This is a genomic window from Teichococcus aerofrigidensis (genome assembly GCF_054073225.1).
The window spans coordinates 61031-78110 of the sequence record NZ_JBSXMU010000001.1 but is presented as its reverse complement, the minus strand read 5'-3'; the positions used below and the strand labels follow the sequence as shown (position 1 = coordinate 78110).

Genomic DNA, 17080 nt, shown 5'->3' with positions numbered 1-17080 from the left:
GGCCAACCATGATGATCCGCACGACCCTCGCCGCGCTGCTGATGATGACCGGGACGGCCGCCGCCGCGGATCCCGCCGTGACAGTCCGGGAGCTGAACCGGGGACCCGCGGCAGGCGACACCTTCGCCTACGACCCCGCCCTGGTGCGGGTCCCGGTGGGCGGCTCCGTCCGCTTCGAGCCCACCGACAAGGGTCACAACGTCGCCGCCATTCAGTCGCTTTGGCCTGCGGGCGCGCCGCCGCTCACCGTGCCGTTCAACAGCGAGGCAACGGTGACCTTCGAGCGGCCCGGCGTTTACCCCGTGCAATGCACACCCCACACTGGGTTGGGCATGGTGGCCCTGATTGTGGTGGGAGACGCTGACATGACCGAGTTCGCAGCGAAAGCTGCATCGGCCCCTGGCCTGGCGCCGAGGGCGCGGGCGAAGCTGGGTGTCCTCGCCGGTGCCGCCGGTCAGTCCTGACAGCGAGCGGGAGGGCCGGGGCAGTACGCTCCCCCTCGAGGCCCACATCCTCGTCGTCGAGGATGACGGGGAGATGCGCACGCTCATCGCCAAGCTCCTGCGCCAGAACGGCTTCCGGGTGACGGGCGCGCGGAACGGCGCGGAGATGTGGGACACCATGTCGCTGTCCCCAGTGGACCTCGTGCTGCTGGACGTGATGCTGCCGGGTCAATCGGGACTCGACCTGTGCCGGATGCTCCGCGCCAAATCGGAGGTCCCGATCATCATGGTGACCGCCCGCGGCGAGGAAACCGACCGGGTCGTGGGCCTCGAGCTCGGCGCCGATGACTACCTCCCCAAGCCATTCAGCCGTCCGGAACTCCTGGCCCGCATCCGGGCCGTCCTGCGACGTGCCCAGGGCGGTCCAGCCCGCACGGGAATGGTCACCGGCGACCGCATGGTGTTCTCCGACTGGGTGCTGGATACGCGAAGGCGCGAACTGGCGGCGCCCGACGGCTCGGCGGTCGACCTGTCCAGCGGCGAGTACGACCTGCTGCTGGCCTTCTGTGAGCACCCGCAGCGCGTCCTGTCGCGGGACCAGTTGCTGGACCTCGCCCGCAACCGCATCTCGGACAGCATCGACCGTTCGGTGGACGTGATGGTCAGCCGCCTCCGCCGCAAGCTGGAACCGCTGCCGGACAGCCCCGCCATCATCAAGACGGTCCGGGGCGCCGGGTACATGTTCGTGCCAGCGGTGACGCGCCAATGAGGCGGCTGCTGCCCAGCACTTTGGCTGGCCGCATCATCCTGGTGCTGCTGGTCGGCCTGATGGCCTTCCATGTCGGCAGCTTGTGGCTGCACCAGACTGGCAGCGACATCCTCCTTGGCAGCACGCAGCAGAAGGTGACCAGCGAGCGGGTCGGCGCCGCCGCCCGCGCTGTCGGCATGGTGCCGCCGCATGCCCGCGGTGCCGTGGCGCAGGCCTTGTCTTCACCGGGGTTCCAGGTGCGCTGGCAGGCAGGCCCCGCCACAGGGGCCATTGGCATCCAGGACCTCCCCCATACGGGCCATCTGGAGGCTGAAGGCGCGGTCAGCCTGCCGGACGGCAGCCATCTCTGGTACCACGCCGACCCGCTGCAAGCGCAGCCGGAGCATGCGACGCTGCTCTCCACCACTGCCATGGCCCTGGGCATCCTGGTGTTGGGGCTGCTGGTGGTGCGCCTCATCGCGCGGCCGTTGCGGGAACTTTCAAATGCGGCCGACCGCATCGGCAGGCCCGGGCAGACGGTCACCGTGCCCGAGGAGGGACCTCGCGAGGTCCGGCAGGCGGCGCAGGCCTTCAACCGCATGCAGGCGCGCATCGACCGCCTCATTGCCGACCGGACACAGGCGCTCGCGGCCGTCAGTCATGACCTCCGGACCCCATTGGCACGGCTGCGCCTGCGCGCGGGCTTCCTGGACGACGCCGAGGCGCAACGGCAGATCGACGCCGACCTCGACGAGATGGATGCCATGATTGCCTCCACGCTGGCCTACCTGCGGGGCGACGAGGAGCAGGAGGAGGTCCGTTCCGCCGATATCGCGGCGATGCTCCAGACGCTTTGCGGCGACGCCGAGGACATGGGCAAGACGGCGAGCTACGAGGGGCCGTCCCAGGCGCGCCTGCCCTGCCGGGCTATCGCGCTCAAGCGCGCATTCGCCAACATCATCGACAACGCCGTCAAGTACGGCACCTCAGTCCGGGTGGCACTCACCGACCTGGGACGGGAACTCGTGGTCCACGTCGACGATGCGGGGCCCGGGGTACCCGAGGAGCAGTTGGAGAGCGTCTTCCAGCCGTTCTACCGGCTGGAGCAGTCCCGCAACCGTGGGACCGGCGGCTCGGGCCTCGGCTTGGCCATCGCCCGGCAGGCGGTCAGCCGCCATGGCGGGTCGGTGACCCTCGAGAACCTCGCGGGCGGAGGCCTGCGGGCCAGCATCCGCCTGCCCAGGCCAGCCTAGGAGCGCGAGCATGCACACTCTCACCACCCGTCGCGGACTGATGCTCGTCTCGATGTCGGCAGCCCTGCTGCCAGCGGCCTGCGGCGGCCCGCCCAAGGTGGAAGCCTGGCGGGACCGCACATGCGGCTGCTGTGGCGGCTGGGTCGAGCACCTGCGGGCCGAGGGCTTCGAGGTCGACGACAAGGTCGTGGATGCGGTCGGGCCATACCGGCAGGCGCTCGGCACACCCTCGGATCTGCTCTCCTGCCATGCCGGGAAGATTGGTCGTTACGCCATGGAAGGGCATGTCCCCGCCGCGGCAATTCGGCGCCTGCTCAAGGAAAGGCCCGAAGCCGTTGCTGGGCTTTCCGTGCCCGCCATGCCGATCGGTGTTCCGGGTATGGAAGTACCGGGAGAGCAGCCATCCACCTACGACGTCGTCGCCTTCACACGTGACGGCGCCTGGCGGCCCTGGATGCGCTTCCGAGGACTGGAGGTCGTATGAGCACACCTTCCGCCATCTCCACTGCAACATGCTGCCTCGAAGCATGCTGCCGTTCCACGTCATGCAAGGCGCGCCGGTCACCCCCTGTGAACGCCTGCTCGCCGTGCAACGTCGTCGCTCCAGCCCGCCGCGGCGGACCGGGGCGCCTGCCGAACCCCTGCCATCTCAAGGAGGACACATGGTCCAAATGACTTCAAAGGCGATCGGGAAGGTCGCATTGGCTGCAACGCTGCTGCTCGGCGTGGCCGCCTGCGCGCAGCCCGGCGGCCCGCCTGCGGCGACCCCGACTTCGTCTCAGATGTCCTTGCCTCCGACATCCACGACGCCGCCGGGCTCGTCCGCCGCCCAGGGCAGCATGGGCTCCATGCAGGGTCACAACATGGGGGGCATGAACATGCAGCAGATGATGCAGCACTGTCAGCAGATGCGGGCGCAGGCCCAGCAGGGCTCGCTGTCGCCGCAGATGCAGCAGATGATGCAGCACTGTCAGATGATGAACCACTGACGAGATGGAGGCGGGGCGTCCCCGGGGGTGCCCCGCCCCGCACGGAAGCCGGGGTGCAGTTCCGCTGACACCAATTGATAAGATGGCGTAAGCGGGCTGACACAGTGGCGGCCCATCCTCTCCAGGTGCCGGACGAGAAACGGCAAACCTGATTGAGGATCTCGCTATGACACCCCGCTTCCAATCCGCGCTTTTCGCCCTCTCCCTGTTTGCGGCGATCGGCACTTCCGCCGCGGTAGCGCACGCCAACGGACCCATCGAGGTTGTTGGGCAGGGCGAGAACTTTGCCGTGGTCTACCCGCCCGGCCATGACGAGAACGTCGTGGGTGGCGGGCGTGTCGCCGTTGCCGGGGGCGGGGAAAACCTGAGGATTCGCTACCTCGATCCCGGCGCCGCGCACCCGGTCCCCGGCGTTCCGGTTCCGACTGGCGGAGAATCGAGCGGCGTCGCCTACATCCAGCCCGACCACCACTACGGTGCGAAGACGGCCGAGGTGATGAGCAACCCGCACGTCCGGCATCACATGTAGCACCGGCCGACGCTGGCGCAGGACGGCATCACAGTCGCCGGAGCAGCCTGCTCCGGCTACGGTGTCCGGCGCAGCTCGTTGCCGGGAAGCTCAGGCGGGCACGGGCTGGTTGGCGTAGCCCGCTTCCTGGATGGCCGCGGCGAGCTCCGTCTGGGATACCGAGGAGATCACGGTCACCCGCCTGTTCTCCACGTCAGCGCTGAACTCGGCAGCGGTGTCCTTGGCCTTGATGGCGCCCTCTACCTTCTTGGCGCAGCCACTGCACTTCATGCCGGGAACGTCGAAGCGGTACATCGTGCTCTCCTCCTCAATGACCGTCCAACAGGTGGGGCTTTCCACTATGGGAAGGTCAAGGCCAGCAGGGTGTCCGATCGGCGCCCTTGACCTTCCCACAATGGGAAACCCCACCTCCTAGAGCACCGAACGTCGAGCACAGCAGTCTTGGAGGAGTCCCGCAGATGGGAGAGCATCACCACCATCACCATGGTCACGGCGCTCATACGCCAGCTAACGACGACCAGACTCTGGTGCGCGACCCGGTCTGCGGGATGACGGTTGACCCTGCCAAGACGCCGCACCACGCCCAACATCACGGCACTGCCTTCCACTTCTGCTCGGCAGGCTGCAAATCGAAGTTCGAGGCTGACCCGGACAGGTACCTGAAGCCGGAGAAGGCTGTCGCGCCGACGGCTGCGCAGAAGGCCGCCATCTACACCTGCCCCATGCACCCGGAGATCCGGCAGCAGGGCCCGGGCAACTGCCCCATCTGCGGCATGGCCCTGGAGCCGCTGGAGATTACTGCCGAGGCCGCGCCCAACGAGGAACTCGCCGACATGACGCGGCGGTTCTGGATCGGCCTGGTGCTGACCCTGCCCGTCCTCGTCCTGGAGATGGGCTCGCACATTCCTGGCCTCGACTTGCACCACCTGGTGCCGCCCAGGGTCTCCGTTTGGGTCCAGTTCCTGCTCGGGACGCCTGTCGTGCTCTGGGCGGGCTGGCCCTTCTTCGTGCGCGGCTGGCAGTCGTTCAGGAACCGCAGCCTGAACATGTTCAGCCTGATCGCCCTCGGGACCGGCGCCGCCTACCTCTACAGCCTGGTCGCGACCTTCGCGCCCGGCGTCTTCCCCGAGGGCTTCCGCGGCATGGACGGCACCGTCGCCGTCTACTTCGAGGCGGCCGCCGTTATCACGGTGCTCGTCCTGCTCGGCCAGGTGCTGGAGTTGCGCGCCCGCGAGCAGACTGGCGGCGCCATCCGCGCCCTGCTGAACATGGCGCCCAAGACGGCGCGGCGCCTCAAGGAAAACGGCGAGGACGAGGAGATCCCGCTGGCCGAGGTGAGCGTCGGTGACCGGCTGCGGGTGCGCCCGGGCGAGAGCGTGCCGGTGGACGGCGCGGTGCTGGAAGGGAGCGGCGCCGTGGACGAGTCCCTGGTCACCGGCGAATCCCTGCCGGTCGAGAAGGCGCCGGGGTCCAAGGTCATCGGTGGCACCGTGAACGGCACCGGCGCGCTGGTCATGCGTGCGGACAAGGTCGGCTCCGACACCATGCTCTCCCGCATCGTCGCCATGGTCGCCGAGGCGCAGCGCAGCCGGGCGCCCATCCAGCGCATGGCCGACACGGTCTCCGGTTACTTCGTCCCGGCGGTCATCGCCGTGGCGGCGCTGGCCTTCGTCGCCTGGGCATTCTGGGGCCCGAGTCCCGCGCTCTCCTACGGGCTGATCGCGGCCGTCTCGGTGCTCATCATCGCCTGCCCCTGTGCGCTCGGCCTGGCAACGCCCATGAGCATAATGGTCGGCGTCGGCAAGGGCGCGTCCGCGGGCGTGCTCATCAAGAGCGCCGAGGCGCTCGAGCACATGGAGAAGGTCGACACCCTGGTCGTGGACAAGACCGGCACGCTGACGGAGGGCAAGCCCAAGGTCGTGGCCGTGGTCCCGGCACCCGGCCTGACCGAGGCCGAGGTGCTGCCGCTGGCCGCCAGCCTGGAGCGGTCCAGCGAGCACCCGCTGGCGGCCGCGGTCGTGGCCGCCGCCAAGGAACGCGGCATGGCCTTCCGCGAGCCTGCCGACTTCGCGTCCGTCACGGGCAAGGGCGTGACCGGCACGGTGGGGGGGCGCCAAGTCGCGCTGGGCAACGCGCGGCTGATGCAGGAGCTTGGTGTCGACCTGGGTGGTCTCGCCACCCGGGCCGACGAGCTCCGGCGTGAGGGCGGCACGGCGCTCTTCCTGGCCGTGGACGGCAGGCCGGGCGGCGTCATCGCGGTGGCCGACCCTGTCAAGCAGAGCACGCCCGCCGCGCTGGAGAGCCTGCGCGCCAGCGGCATCCACATCGTCATGCTGACGGGCGACAACCGCACGACGGCGGAGGCGGTGGCCCGCAGGCTCGGCATCGAGGACTTCCAGGGCGACGTCCTGCCCGAGGACAAGCACCGCATCGTCCGGGAGCTCCGCGCCAAGGGGAAGGTCGTCGCCATGGCGGGCGACGGCGTGAACGACGCCCCGGCGCTGGCGGAGGCCGACGTCGGCATCGCCATGGGCACCGGGACGGACGTCGCCATGCAGAGCGCGGGCGTGACCCTGGTGAAGGGCGACCTCGCGGGCATCGCGCGGGCGCGGCTCCTGTCGCGCGCGGTGATGCGCAACATCCGGCAGAACCTGTTCTTCGCCTTCGTCTACAACGCGGCCGGGGTGCCCCTGGCGGCGGGCGTGCTGTACCCGGTCCTGGGCCTGCTGCTCAGCCCGATCGTGGCGGCCCTGGCCATGGCGCTGAGCTCTGTCTCGGTCATCGGCAACGCGCTGCGCCTGCGGGCCGTCCGCTTGCAGGATTAGGCCCGCCTGGTCCTGTGAAGGCATCGGCGTGCTCGCCCCCGGCCGCCAGGGCGAGCACGCCGGTGCTGCAAGGCGACAGCAATGACATCCGGCCTGCGATGCCCCGCAGCTCCAGGCGTCGTGGTCGCATTCGAAGCGAGGTTAAGCGAGGCAGCGCAGGTGCGGAAATCTCCGATGTGCCGCGTTCTTCGCAAGCCGAATAGGAAACCATCCGGCAGACGGACGCTTACTGGCGAAGGCTCGTAGGGCGGATAAACCGATGCGCTGGACGGAAAGCGCGATCCAGGCTGTGACTGCTTTGGTGCTCGCCATATGCGTGTCCATCCTTGCTGTGCCTGCGGTGGCACATAACGCCATGTCCCCGACGTCCCCCCCTGCGGCCCTCACCCAGGCGTCCGCGTACGCTGGTCACGCCACGCCCGCTCCCCACCATGCCCGGATGTCTGGTCCGGCTGCGAAGGCAAGGACGGCAGGCAAGAAGTGCTGCCCGAACTGCGACGGCGATGCCGTCCGGCCAGGCTGCTGCGCCATCGGGCACTGTGGGAGCGGCGCTGCCCTCCTGCCGCCGGTCAGCCCGCAGGTCACGCTCCTGGTCAGCGGCAGCGATTTCTTTGCCATGCCGCCACCTTTGATCGCGGGCGTCTTCTCCGACCTTCCTTCTCCACCACCCCGATAAGGCGTCCTGAGCGTCTCCGCAGAGCCCCAGGGCCTGCGGAAGGCGGAGCATGGCCGAGCCCTCCGTCCAACGGGGCGCCCGCACCCACGCTCGTCACCTCAACCGGGCAGCCGACCTGCCGAGCAGGCTGGCGAACCCGCCTCACGGACATCCCAACGGAGAAGAAAGATGCATCAGATGACCCCCGCCATGCAGGCCTGCATCGAGGAATGCCTGCGCTGTCACTCCACCTGCTTAGGCATGGCCATGAACCACTGCCTGGAGGTGGGCGGCAAGCATGTGGAACCGCAACACTTCAGGCAGATGATGGCCTGCGCCACCATCTGCCAGACGTCTGCCGACATGATGCTGATCGGCACGCCCCACCACAAGCACACCTGCGCCGAGTGCGCCGAGATCTGCGAGGAGTGCGCCAAAAGCTGCGAGGCCGTGGGTGGCATGGAGGACTGCGTCGAGCAGTGCCGCAAGTGCGCCGCGTCCTGCCGCGAGATGAGCGCCTGACGCCGGGACAAGGACCTGACAGCGGATCTGGTCCTTGTCACCTCCAACGGAAGCAAACGCTTCCTGCGCAGATCAAAACGTTCTGAAGGAGCTTCGGCATGAGCCAGAACCAACATCTCAGCAGCCTGCGCACGAACCTCACGGACCGGCTGGCTGACACCCTGCACGGCGCGCTGGGCGGGCTTCACTTCGATTTCGACGCCGGTGGCCACGTCCACAATGTCACCTTCGGCGGTGAGAACGCCGACACCTTGGGCGGCACCGACGGCGCCGAGTTCACCTGGGGCCTTGAAGGCGACGACCGCATTGGCGGGGGCGGCATGGACGATGTCCTCCACGGCGGTGCGGGCGCTGACATCGTTTCCGGCAACATGGGAGACGACGAGGTAGAGGGCGGTGACGGCGACGACACCCTCTATGGTGGCGCGGGCGCCGACACGGTGCGCGGCGGCGCCGGGAATGACCACCTGGACGAGGGCGAGGGACACAGCACTGTCGACGGCGGCATGGGTGACGACACCCTGGTTGGCGGAGGCGGCCCGGACGCCTTCATGATCGGCCGGATGAGCGGCCACGACGTCATCAAGGACTTCACCGCCGGTCCCGGCATGTTCGACCACCTGGCGGTCATGGACGGCCTCCAGTGGACAGACCTTGCCTTTGCCGACACCGCAGTTGGGGTCCAGGTCAGCTGGGACGGGGGTTCAGTCCTGCTGGAAGGCGTCTTCAAGGCGGACTTGGCGCAGGACGACTTCATGTTCGGCGACGCGGCCGACCTGCCTCCCGGCCTGCGGGTGCCTGACGGCCCAGCCGACGAGGCACCGACGCCCAGCGTTGCGGGCCCCGAGGTATCCGGTGAGCCGCAGGCCGGTGCCATCTTCGACCTTCTGGCCGACCACGTCTTCGGCAACCGCACCCTGAGCTTCGACATCGAGGAGAATGCCGTGCTCCGCGGGCGCGCCGGTGCCGATACCCTGACGGGGCCGTCGGAATCGGACACGATCTTCGGGCTGGCGGGAGACGACACCATCTCGGGCCTGGCCGGGGACGACCATCTCCAGGGTGATGACGGCCGTGACACCATGGCGGGCGGCGACGGCATGGACCGCCTGATGGGTGAGGCTGGCGACGACAGGCTCTTCGGCGGGGCGGAGTCCGACGAACTCATGGGCGGCGCCGGGAACGACTACCTCGACGAGGGCGCGGCGCATGGGATGCTGAACGGCGGCATGGGCGACGACACCCTGGTTGGCGGCACCGGCGCCGACGCCTTCATGGTGTCGATGGACAGCGGCCACGACGTGGTCCTGGACTTCGAGGCGACCGGCGAGGCCCAGGGCGCCTTCGATCACATCGCCTTCATGGAGGGCATCCGGCCCGCGGATGTCGTGATCCAAGACACGGCCGAGGGCGCCCTGGTCGGCTGGGGCATGGGTGAGGATGGCACCTTCATGGGTTCTATCCTCCTGGAGGGCGTCGCCAAGGACGACCTGCGGCAGAGCGACTTCATGTTCGCCGAGGCGCCGGGCTTCGTGGAGGGCATTGGCGACTTCGGCTCTTGGTACGTCTTCCCGGAGAGCGGCCCGATCGCCTGAACCCGGGCGGGGACTGATAGTTTAGGCTCGCTCCCCCACATGCGGCCGGTGTCTGCGGGCACCGGCCGCGTTCCTGCCAATCGAGACCCGTCGCTGAAGCCGGACCATCCGGCCCGCGGCCAGAAAGGCTTTCGACATGAGCTACACGCGTTTCGGCTTGATGATCCTAGTGTCAACCGTGGTCATGCTCGGGGTGATGTACCTGAACACCTATGCCCTGGAGCACGTCTTCTACAGCCAGACCCGGACCTGGATGGCCCTCGTCATGGGGGCGACCATGGCCGTCATCATGCTGCTGTTCATGCTCGGCATGTACCGGAACCGGACCGCCAATGTCGCAATCGTCGTTAGCAGTGTCCTGGTGTTCTCTGGGGCGCTGTGGCTGGTCAGGAGCCAGCAGACGGTGGACGATGTGGCATACATGAAGGCGATGATCCCGCACCATTCCATCGCCATCATGACGAGCGAGCGGGCGCACATTCGGGATGCGCGCGTTCGGCAACTCGCCGACAGCATCATAGAGGCCCAGGTGCGGGAGATCGGCGAGATGAAGCAGTTGATTGCCGAACTGGAGGCCAACCCTCCGGCATCCTCTGCGCCGGTGCTCCAGCCCGCGCGCTGATTGCTGCCGCATGACGCCTGCGGGCCCATCGGGACGCGCCACTGGCAGGGCATTCATCGCGCGCCCTCATAGAGAGGGTCCGCTTTGCCCTGCCTCACCTTCCGAAGCGGATAGGCGGCTATCGACCAGGCTGCCAGACACCCGAACGCAACATCGAAGTCCCTGCCCTCCGAAACCTGGCGAAACCGCCGCGGCAACGATGGAGCACGGGCGCCATCCTACCCGTTTAGGACTCCCGCGAAGGATAGAAACGCGACCGCGTCCCCGGCCCGCATCTCGACCTACCTGACCGAGGCTCAGGCCTCGTTAATCCAGAAGAGGGTCGTGGCTGCGAGGCAGATGGCGGACATGAAGGTGTGGGCGCATCGGTCGTAACGCATGGCGATGCGACGCCAGTCTTCGAGCCTGCCGAACATGTTCTCGATGCGATGGCGCTGCCGGTAAAGCGCCTTGTCGTAGGGGATTGGCAGCTTGCGGCTGCGGCTTGACGGAATGCAGGGCGCATCGCGCCAGCGCAGCCCGTTGCGGATGACGTGCAGGATGCCGCTGACGACCCGCTGGTCGTCCACCCGCGGCACCCCGTGCGAGAGCGGGAAGTAGGGCGCGATCCTGCGGATCTGCGCCTTCGTCAGCCAGAACAGGTCAGCCATAGCAGCACCTCCCGCCACCATGGAATCAGCCAATCCGCTCAATGGCCAAGCCAAATTAATGAGTCCTGAGCCTAGCCATCGGACGCCACCAGCGGCATGTGTCGCGCCGACCCTGGCTTGCTGATGCGCTCGACCACGAGGTCCGGCCCGACCATCGCGGGGCGAACTCTTCCCTCCCCGGCTTCCGGTCCCAGCCGGATGCCAGGGGCGCGGGCAAAGAATGCAGGGCACCGTCAGTGGCACCGGCGAGCCGCGCCACCAGGGGACGCGCGAACAGGATCCCGCCGACCAGCGCGGCCACCGGGTTGCCGGGCAGGAACAGGCAACGCGCCATGCCGATGCCGCCGAACACCAGCGGCTTTCCGGGCTTCAGGGCCAATGCGCACCAGGAGCCGAGGCCACCTGCGTCGCGCAGGGAGCCCAGCAGGTGGTCGGCCTCCCTTCCGAACACACCGCCAGAGGCGATGATGGCATCGTATCCGGATGGCCTTCGCCAGGCCTCCGCGATGTCCGAGCGCCGGTCGGGCAGCAGGCCCAGGTCAAGGATTTCCGCGCCCATGCCCTGCAGCAGCGCCGCCAGCCTGGGGCGATTGCTGTTGTGGATGGCGCCCGGCGCGTGCGACCGGCCCGGCTCGAGTAGCTCGTCATCGGCGGAGAACAGCGCGACCCGCGGCCTGCGCCGGACTGCGACGGTGCCGACCCCGGCCGCGCCCAGCAGCGCGAGGTGGCGCGGGTCGAGCTTGGTGCCCGCTTCCAGCACCGCCTCGTTCACCTGGAAATCCTCGCCCCGTCGGCGGATGTTGGCGCCCTGCATGAGCGTCGGCGAAACGACGCCGGAGTGCGGGTCGACCCGGCACCGCTCCTGCATCGCGACCGCCCAGACCTCCTTGGGGACAGCGGTGCCGGTCAGCAGGCGAACCGCCTCACCGATGCTGACGGCGGGATGGCTGCCTGCACCAGCCGGAAGGTACCAGACGATCCGGAAGGACCCGGCACCGGCCCGCCGACGCCGTAACCATCGACGGCAGCGCGGTCGAACCGCGGCATGCCCGGCGTTGCCAGCACAGGATTCGCCAGCACGCGCCCGGCCGCCGCGAACAAGGAAACGCACTTGACCTCCCGCATCGGCGGGACTTCGCGAGGAGGCGGGCGCGCGCTGTCTCGACGTCGACGAGGCCCGCCTGCTCATCGCAGTCGAAGTCAGCAGGCCGGGGGGACGATGCCGACCGTCACGAGCCCGCGTTTTCCTTGAGGTAGCCGACGAGCGCGTCCAGGCGCGCCTGCTGCGTCCCGGTGACGGTGGAGTAGGACATCTCGGCCATGCGGGCGCCGCGGATGGAGCCGAGGCCAGAGTTCACCACGCAGTCGTGGTCAGGCTTGATGACGATGTGGACGTCCTGCCCGTTTTGCCGGACCACGTTGTACATGGACGGCGCCACCCAGGCGGCGCTGTCGGCACCGAGCTGGCCGTGCATGTCCTCGCCGTAGGCGTTATCGCCCGGCGCCGGGCCGCCCTGGCGGTTCACGGGCCAGGAGTAGGCATTGTAGCCGCAGCCCACGATGCAGTAGTGGCAGACAACGTTGTTGACCTTGGCGTCCCGGGGCGGGATCGGCAGGCGGTCGATGTTGCGCTTGTAGGCCATGTTCCCGCCCTCCTCAGGCCAGCACGTTGGAGTGGCGGCCGTACAGCAGCTCGTCCACGCCCTCGGCATGGATGTCGCCGCCCGCGTCGACGCGCAGGCGGAACTGGGCCAGGTTCTGGGTCGCGTGGCCCCAGACCTGCAGGCCGCCCTTCTCGCAGTCGAAGCGGCTGTAGTGGCCGGGGCAGTTCAGGGTGCGGTCGTCGGCCTGGTAGAACATGGGGTAGCCCTTGTGTGGGCAGAGGTTCGAGAAGGCGACGACGTCGCCGTCCGGGCCGACGCCACCTTCGACCCGCGTGCCGAGCTTGATGAGCACGCCCGTGCTGTCGGCGTCCGGGTAGCTGATGTCCATGGGCTCGTTGACCTTCAGGTCGCGCATGTTGCCCAGCCTGCTGACCGGGTACGCCACGCGCGCCAGGGCCGGTGTCGCCTTGGCGGGCGCCTGCGGCACCGTGGAGGCCGCCGCCGCGCCAGCCACCGCCAGCGCCTCCCGTCCCAGGAAGAAGCGGCGGCCGCTCTCCGTAAGCTTGTTGCAACCCGACATTTCCGTCTCCCCGCTCTCAGGCGACGACAGCATTGCAGCGGGCGTGCCAACGGCGCCCGTGACGGCGGTGGCTTACGGTGCCTTGGAAATCAGGATGTTGACGGAGGATTGCTGTCACCGGACCGTCACCGGAGTCCAGGAAGCTGGACTTGGCGCCGTCCGGGTCCAGAAGGCTGGACTTTGCGCCCCCGCTCGCAAGGCAAGAACGAAAGGCATCCTGGACCGTTGCGGCGCCTACGTGACATCGTGCTCGGGGCCTCGCCCGAGACCGCGCGTCGTGTGTAGTATCGCGCCCCTTCTGCTATCAGCGATGCATCCCGTGGCCAGAACATCAACAGCACTGACAGAGCGCGTCGGCGTCCAGGAGGTGAACCTCATCTTCACCAAGCGCCTGAAGTGGTTCTTTCGCGAGCAGACGATCAGCGACTTTGGTGTCGATGCGGAAGTCGAGATTGTCGACGACGAGGGAGAGCCAACGGGACAGCTGATTGCGCTTCAGATCAAGTCGGGCACCTCCTTCTTCCAGCGCAAGGATGCAGAGGGGTACACGTTCTACGGTGAGCCTCGCCACCTCGAGTACTGGCTGCGGCACTCCCTCCCAGTGTTTCTGATCATCCACAATCCGGAAACCGGCCTCACCCTCTGGCAACGTGTTGAACGCCACCTGACAAGGCAGACAAAGAAGGGCTGGACTATCCACATCCCTTTGAAGAACGTGCTCGATGAGAAGGCAAAGCCATCACTCGCCAGCGGGATCGGCACGGACCGTGCGTCGATAAGGCGTTATCGCTTCGCGGCCGACAAGGCGGGCATGGAGGAATACCGGGACAAGGAAGTCTTCTTCAGTTTCGACTTCTGGGTGAACAAGACGTTGGGTCTCCGAAAGATAGACGTTTATTACGGTAGCCACGAGAAGGCCGAGCCGGACGCCCAGATTGGTGTCTGGGGTACAACTCACAGGCCCCACGGCGTCATGAACCACTTCTTCCCGTGGCTTACCTACCGATACGCCAAGCTCATCCCTGCGGAAGAACAGTCCAACGAAATCGAGACCCACATCGTGCAGGTGGAACTTAACGAGGCGGCGAAGCAGTTCCTCGCCTTGGAAGCCTTCTTCGAGGATCCGGATGATCCTGAGCCTCCGGACGAACCGGAAAGGAACACCGAAGACGAGTTTGACGAAGATGACTACTACGAATGGGCGTTCAGACGAGCCATGGACCGTGACTAGTCCTGAGCGCCTACTTCGGGGTTCGGCGTAAGCGCTGCAGCCCGTCGGCCTGGGCGAACCCTTTCCGCTTAGGCTTCATCTGATCGCCTCAGGCCCAGCTTCCGGATCTTCTCAAACAGCGTCGAGCGGCCGACCCCGAGGATGCCCGCCGCGACCTCCACGTCGCCGGACGCGGCGGCAAGCGCGGCGGAGACCGCCCGCCGCTCGGCGTCCGTGACAGCCTCGGCCAGCGTGCCGACCGCCGCCGCGGGGCTGGCGCCGTTGGACGCGGTGCCCCCCAGGAGGTCGTCGACACCGACCCAGGGTCCGTCCGCCAGGGCGGCGGCCCGCTCGACCCTGTTGCGGAGCTCGCGGGCGTTGCCGCGCCAGTCGGCTTCCTCCAAGGCGCGCTCCGCCCGGCTGTCCAAGCCCCGGATGCCGCGGGCCGAAGCCAGGGATGCGTTGGCAAGGAATTGGCGCGCCAGCGGCACGATGTCGACGCGGCGCATGCGGAGCGGCGGGATCTCGATGCGGATCACGTCGAGCCGGTAGAGCAGGTCCTCGCGGAAGCGGCCGTCGCGCACACGCTGGTCCAGGTCGGCGTTGGTCGCCGCGACGACGCGCGCGTGGAACGCCAGCGTGCCGGAGCCGCCCACGCGGGTGTACTCGCGCCCTTCGAGCAGCCGCAGGAGCTTGGCCTGCAGCCCGGGCGCCAGCTCGGCGACCTCGTCCAGGAACAGCGTGCCTGCCCCTGCCCTTTCGGCGCAGCCGATCCGTCGCATGGCGGCGCCGGTGAAGGCACCGCGCTCGTGGCCAAAGACTTCGCTCTCCGCCAGCTCGGCCGGGATGGCCGCGCAGTTCACCGCGACGAAGGGCGCCGCCGCACGTGGGGACAGGCGGTGCAGGAGCTTGGCCGCCACCTCCTTGCCGGTGCCGGTCTCGCCGAGCAGCAGGACCGGGCAGTCGCTGGGCGCCGCCCGGCGCACCGTCGCCTCGATCCGGCGGATGGCGGCCGAGACGCCCAGGGTAGCGTCTGCCGCGGGCACCACGCGCCGGGCCATCAGGGCACCAACGCGGCCGAGGAGGTCCTGGATCTCGACGGGCTTCACCAGGAAGTCGTCGGCGCCCGCCTTCATGAGCCGGATGGCCTGGTCGACGCCAGCGTAGGCCGTCATCACCAGCACGGGCGTCCCGGCGAGACGGCTGCGTTGGGACAGGAAGAGCTCCTCCCCGGAGCCGTCCGGCAGGTGCAGGTCGGACAGCAGCAGGTCGGGCACCCGCCGCTCCAGCGAGGCAGCGGCCTCGACGGCGCCGGTCGCGACCTCGACGCCGTACCCCTCGATGCGCAGGCGCTGGGCCATGGTGCCCGCCGTCGTCGGGTCGTCCTCGACGAGGAGGATCTGGCCTCGTTCAGCTGGCATGGGCGACCTCCTTGGCGTGGGAGGGGACCGGCAGCTCGGCGACCAGCCGCGTTCCCCGCGGTGTCGGCTCGCGCGTGATCCGTCCCCCCTGGCTGCGCGCCAGCCGGGCGGCGGTCCAGAGGCCGAGCCCGCCACCAGAAGGTGGTGGGCCGTCCGGGTCCGCGAGGAGGCTTTCGGCTTCGGCGGGTAGGCCGGTGCCGACATCGCTCACCTCGATGACCGCGCCGCCCTGGCTGAGTCCCTGCGCGCGGAAGCCGAGGACGCCTTGCGGCGGCGAGGCGGCGGCCGCGTTGAGGAGCAGGTTCAGCGCGATCTGCCGGGCCAGCGTCCGGTCGACGCGCACGCCGTCCGGCAGGTCGTTGCGCCAGTCGAGGGTCAGGCCACGGCGTGACACCTCGTGGCGGATGAGCAGCCGCAGGTCCTCGAAGTCCTGAGCCGCGAGTGGTGCCTCGCCCGGCCCCGTCTTCCAGGATGACAGCCCTGCGCGGACCACCTTGCGTATGTCGTCCAGGCCCCGCCTGAGCAGGCCGACGGCCTCCTCGCGGATGTCGCGCCTGTCGCCGTACTCGGAGAGGGTGTCCACCGCCGTCATCAGGCCGCCGAGCGGGTTGTTCACCTCGTGGGCCATGGCCGCCGTCAGGCGCCCAAGCTGGGCGCGGCCCTCCTCCCGGGCCAGCCGCCCGGCCATGAGGTCCCGCTCCGCTATGGCGGCCACGGCGCCGTTCCAGGCGTTCACCAGGGCCAGATGCTCAGGGCCGGATCCCGCCTGCGCATCCAAGGGCTCGGGGAGCCGCCCCTGGGTGGCCTCGAGGAGCCGTTGGCGGAGCCGCTCGGTCGGCAGCAGGATGCGCCGGACCAGCAGCGCGCCCGCGGCGGCGAAAAGCGCCGCGATGCCGATGTTCGCCAGGACCAGCGTCCTGACCACCGCGTCCCGCTCCGCCAGCAGCGCACCGATGTCGGCCTTGGCCACCAGCCGACCGACCGGCACGCCACCTTCCAGCAGGACCCGCGCCACGACAGCCCGCCCGGCCCGCTCGTCGATGGCGGGCGACCCCGAGGCGATGGCCTGGTCAGCCGGGCCAGACAGAGACCGCGGCAGCGCGGCGCCGGTACGCAGCACCCGCGGGCTCGAGGATGCCAGGACCGAGCCGTCTGGCAGGACCACAACCGACAGGGTGGGCCGGAGGGCTTCGTACTGCCCGCTGGCACGGTCCAGGGCGTCGAACGCCTCCCAGACGTCGGCCCGCACGGCGGCTGGCTGGACAGCTGTCGCCAGCCCGTCGAGGAAGGCCGCCCCCAGGGCCGCCAGGTGGCGCCCCTGGTCCGCCTCCATACGCGCCAGCACCGCCTGCCCGGTGACGGTGGCCACGCCAGCCACCAATGCCGCCACCGTCAAGGGAACGGTGAGCAGCAGCGGCCAACGTCGTGGGTCCA

Annotated in this window: 19 protein-coding genes; 11 read left to right on the top strand and 8 right to left on the bottom strand. The window is 68.8% G+C overall.

The window, feature by feature from the left end:
* Positions 1-8 precede the first annotated feature (8 nt).
* From ACVMLK_RS00385 to ACVMLK_RS00360, 6 genes are all read left to right on the top strand, one after another.
* The gene (locus ACVMLK_RS00385; protein WP_099095902.1) at positions 9-464 is read left to right on the top strand and encodes a plastocyanin/azurin family copper-binding protein; all 456 of its coding nucleotides are present in this window, start codon (positions 9-11) and stop codon (positions 462-464) included.
* On the top strand, positions 445-1212 hold the full coding sequence (locus ACVMLK_RS00380; protein ID WP_099095901.1) for a response regulator: 768 nt from the start codon (positions 445-447) through the stop codon (positions 1210-1212). The genes ACVMLK_RS00385 and ACVMLK_RS00380 overlap by 20 nt, the downstream gene beginning before the upstream one ends.
* Positions 1209-2444: an ATP-binding protein gene (locus tag ACVMLK_RS00375; protein WP_099095900.1), complete on the top strand. Its 1236-nt coding sequence runs from the start codon at positions 1209-1211 to the stop codon at positions 2442-2444. Before ACVMLK_RS00380 ends, ACVMLK_RS00375 begins: the two co-directional genes overlap by 4 nt.
* A gap of 10 nt (positions 2445-2454) precedes the next feature.
* The gene (locus ACVMLK_RS00370) at positions 2455-2928 is read left to right on the top strand and encodes a DUF411 domain-containing protein (RefSeq protein WP_099095899.1); all 474 of its coding nucleotides are present in this window, start codon (positions 2455-2457) and stop codon (positions 2926-2928) included.
* Between the two features lie 178 nt (positions 2929-3106).
* The gene (locus ACVMLK_RS00365; RefSeq protein ID WP_099095898.1) at positions 3107-3433 is read left to right on the top strand and encodes a hypothetical protein; all 327 of its coding nucleotides are present in this window, start codon (positions 3107-3109) and stop codon (positions 3431-3433) included.
* 166 nt (positions 3434-3599) lie between these two features.
* Entirely contained in the window at positions 3600-3962 is a 363-nt protein-coding gene (locus ACVMLK_RS00360) for a hypothetical protein (protein WP_099095897.1), read from the top strand.
* 90 nt (positions 3963-4052) lie between these two features.
* On the opposite strand, the gene ACVMLK_RS00355 is transcribed toward ACVMLK_RS00360, so the two are convergent.
* Positions 4053-4256 (bottom strand): heavy-metal-associated domain-containing protein, encoded by a 204-nt coding sequence (locus ACVMLK_RS00355; RefSeq protein ID WP_099095896.1) that lies wholly within the window; start codon positions 4254-4256, stop codon positions 4053-4055.
* Between the two features lie 164 nt (positions 4257-4420).
* Between ACVMLK_RS00355 and ACVMLK_RS00350 the strand changes: the two genes are divergently transcribed.
* From ACVMLK_RS00350 to ACVMLK_RS00335, 4 genes are all read left to right on the top strand, one after another.
* Positions 4421-6787, top strand: coding sequence for a heavy metal translocating P-type ATPase (locus ACVMLK_RS00350; protein ID WP_099095895.1), 2367 nt, complete (start codon positions 4421-4423; stop codon positions 6785-6787).
* 844 nt (positions 6788-7631) lie between these two features.
* Complete coding sequence (locus tag ACVMLK_RS00345; RefSeq protein ID WP_457485298.1) at positions 7632-7964, top strand: four-helix bundle copper-binding protein; 333 nt, start codon at positions 7632-7634, stop codon at positions 7962-7964.
* Between the two features lie 98 nt (positions 7965-8062).
* Complete coding sequence (locus ACVMLK_RS00340; RefSeq protein ID WP_457485297.1) at positions 8063-9559, top strand: calcium-binding protein; 1497 nt, start codon at positions 8063-8065, stop codon at positions 9557-9559.
* Between the two features lie 136 nt (positions 9560-9695).
* The gene (locus ACVMLK_RS00335) at positions 9696-10181 is read left to right on the top strand and encodes a DUF305 domain-containing protein (RefSeq protein WP_457485296.1); all 486 of its coding nucleotides are present in this window, start codon (positions 9696-9698) and stop codon (positions 10179-10181) included.
* Between the two features lie 296 nt (positions 10182-10477).
* Here the strand turns inward: ACVMLK_RS00335 and ACVMLK_RS00330 are convergent, their stop codons facing one another.
* The 5 genes from ACVMLK_RS00330 to ACVMLK_RS00310 all read right to left on the bottom strand — a co-directional run bounded on the left by ACVMLK_RS00330 (position 10478) and on the right by ACVMLK_RS00310 (position 13015).
* Positions 10478-10831 (bottom strand): transposase, encoded by a 354-nt coding sequence (locus ACVMLK_RS00330; RefSeq protein WP_457485295.1) that lies wholly within the window; start codon positions 10829-10831, stop codon positions 10478-10480.
* Between the two features lie 55 nt (positions 10832-10886).
* Positions 10887-11810 carry a molybdopterin molybdotransferase MoeA gene (locus ACVMLK_RS00325; protein ID WP_457485333.1) on the bottom strand — a complete coding sequence of 308 codons (924 nt, stop codon included), beginning with the start codon at positions 11808-11810 and terminating at the stop codon, positions 10887-10889.
* Entirely contained in the window at positions 11738-11956 is a 219-nt protein-coding gene (locus tag ACVMLK_RS00320; RefSeq protein WP_457485294.1) for a hypothetical protein, read from the bottom strand. Before ACVMLK_RS00320 ends, ACVMLK_RS00325 begins: the two co-directional genes overlap by 73 nt.
* A gap of 104 nt (positions 11957-12060) precedes the next feature.
* The gene (locus ACVMLK_RS00315; RefSeq protein WP_457485293.1) at positions 12061-12474 is read right to left on the bottom strand and encodes a hypothetical protein; all 414 of its coding nucleotides are present in this window, start codon (positions 12472-12474) and stop codon (positions 12061-12063) included.
* A gap of 13 nt (positions 12475-12487) precedes the next feature.
* Positions 12488-13015 (bottom strand): arsenate reductase (azurin) small subunit, encoded by a 528-nt coding sequence (locus tag ACVMLK_RS00310; RefSeq protein ID WP_457485292.1) that lies wholly within the window; start codon positions 13013-13015, stop codon positions 12488-12490.
* Positions 13016-13325: 310 nt separating this feature from the next.
* On the opposite strand from ACVMLK_RS00310, the gene ACVMLK_RS00305 reads away from it, so the two are divergent.
* Complete coding sequence (locus ACVMLK_RS00305) at positions 13326-14246, top strand: DUF4365 domain-containing protein (protein WP_457485291.1); 921 nt, start codon at positions 13326-13328, stop codon at positions 14244-14246.
* Positions 14247-14314: 68 nt separating this feature from the next.
* On the opposite strand, the gene ACVMLK_RS00300 is transcribed toward ACVMLK_RS00305, so the two are convergent.
* Both ACVMLK_RS00300 and ACVMLK_RS00295 read right to left on the bottom strand, forming a co-directional pair.
* Positions 14315-15646, bottom strand: coding sequence for a sigma-54-dependent transcriptional regulator (locus tag ACVMLK_RS00300; RefSeq protein ID WP_457485290.1), 1332 nt, complete (start codon positions 15644-15646; stop codon positions 14315-14317).
* Positions 15636-17024, bottom strand: coding sequence for an ATP-binding protein (locus ACVMLK_RS00295; RefSeq protein ID WP_457485289.1), 1389 nt, complete (start codon positions 17022-17024; stop codon positions 15636-15638). The genes ACVMLK_RS00300 and ACVMLK_RS00295 overlap by 11 nt, the downstream gene beginning before the upstream one ends.
* Positions 17025-17080 lie beyond the last annotated feature (56 nt).

Bases quoted from the DNA above. Each gene is read 5' to 3' on its own strand.
- ACVMLK_RS00385 (WP_099095902.1), top strand. From the start codon at position 9: ATGATGATCCGCACGACCCTCGCCGCGCTGCTGATGATGACCGGGACG.
- ACVMLK_RS00375 (WP_099095900.1), top strand. From the start codon at position 1,209: ATGAGGCGGCTGCTGCCCAGCACTTTGGCTGGCCGCATCATCCTGGTG.
- ACVMLK_RS00370 (WP_099095899.1), top strand. From the start codon at position 2,455: ATGCACACTCTCACCACCCGTCGCGGACTGATGCTCGTCTCGATGTCG.
- ACVMLK_RS00365 (WP_099095898.1), top strand. From the start codon at position 3,107: ATGGTCCAAATGACTTCAAAGGCGATCGGGAAGGTCGCATTGGCTGCA.
- ACVMLK_RS00360 (WP_099095897.1), top strand. From the start codon at position 3,600: ATGACACCCCGCTTCCAATCCGCGCTTTTCGCCCTCTCCCTGTTTGCG.
- ACVMLK_RS00355 (WP_099095896.1), bottom strand. From the start codon at position 4,256: ATGTACCGCTTCGACGTTCCCGGCATGAAGTGCAGTGGCTGCGCCAAG.
- ACVMLK_RS00350 (WP_099095895.1), top strand. From the start codon at position 4,421: ATGGGAGAGCATCACCACCATCACCATGGTCACGGCGCTCATACGCCA.
- ACVMLK_RS00345 (WP_457485298.1), top strand. From the start codon at position 7,632: ATGCATCAGATGACCCCCGCCATGCAGGCCTGCATCGAGGAATGCCTG.
- ACVMLK_RS00340 (WP_457485297.1), top strand. From the start codon at position 8,063: ATGAGCCAGAACCAACATCTCAGCAGCCTGCGCACGAACCTCACGGAC.
- ACVMLK_RS00335 (WP_457485296.1), top strand. From the start codon at position 9,696: ATGAGCTACACGCGTTTCGGCTTGATGATCCTAGTGTCAACCGTGGTC.
- ACVMLK_RS00330 (WP_457485295.1), bottom strand. From the start codon at position 10,831: ATGGCTGACCTGTTCTGGCTGACGAAGGCGCAGATCCGCAGGATCGCG.
- ACVMLK_RS00320 (WP_457485294.1), bottom strand. From the start codon at position 11,956: ATGCGGGAGGTCAAGTGCGTTTCCTTGTTCGCGGCGGCCGGGCGCGTG.
- ACVMLK_RS00315 (WP_457485293.1), bottom strand. From the start codon at position 12,474: ATGGCCTACAAGCGCAACATCGACCGCCTGCCGATCCCGCCCCGGGAC.
- ACVMLK_RS00310 (WP_457485292.1), bottom strand. From the start codon at position 13,015: ATGTCGGGTTGCAACAAGCTTACGGAGAGCGGCCGCCGCTTCTTCCTG.
- ACVMLK_RS00305 (WP_457485291.1), top strand. From the start codon at position 13,326: ATGCATCCCGTGGCCAGAACATCAACAGCACTGACAGAGCGCGTCGGC.
- ACVMLK_RS00300 (WP_457485290.1), bottom strand. From the start codon at position 15,646: ATGCCAGCTGAACGAGGCCAGATCCTCCTCGTCGAGGACGACCCGACG.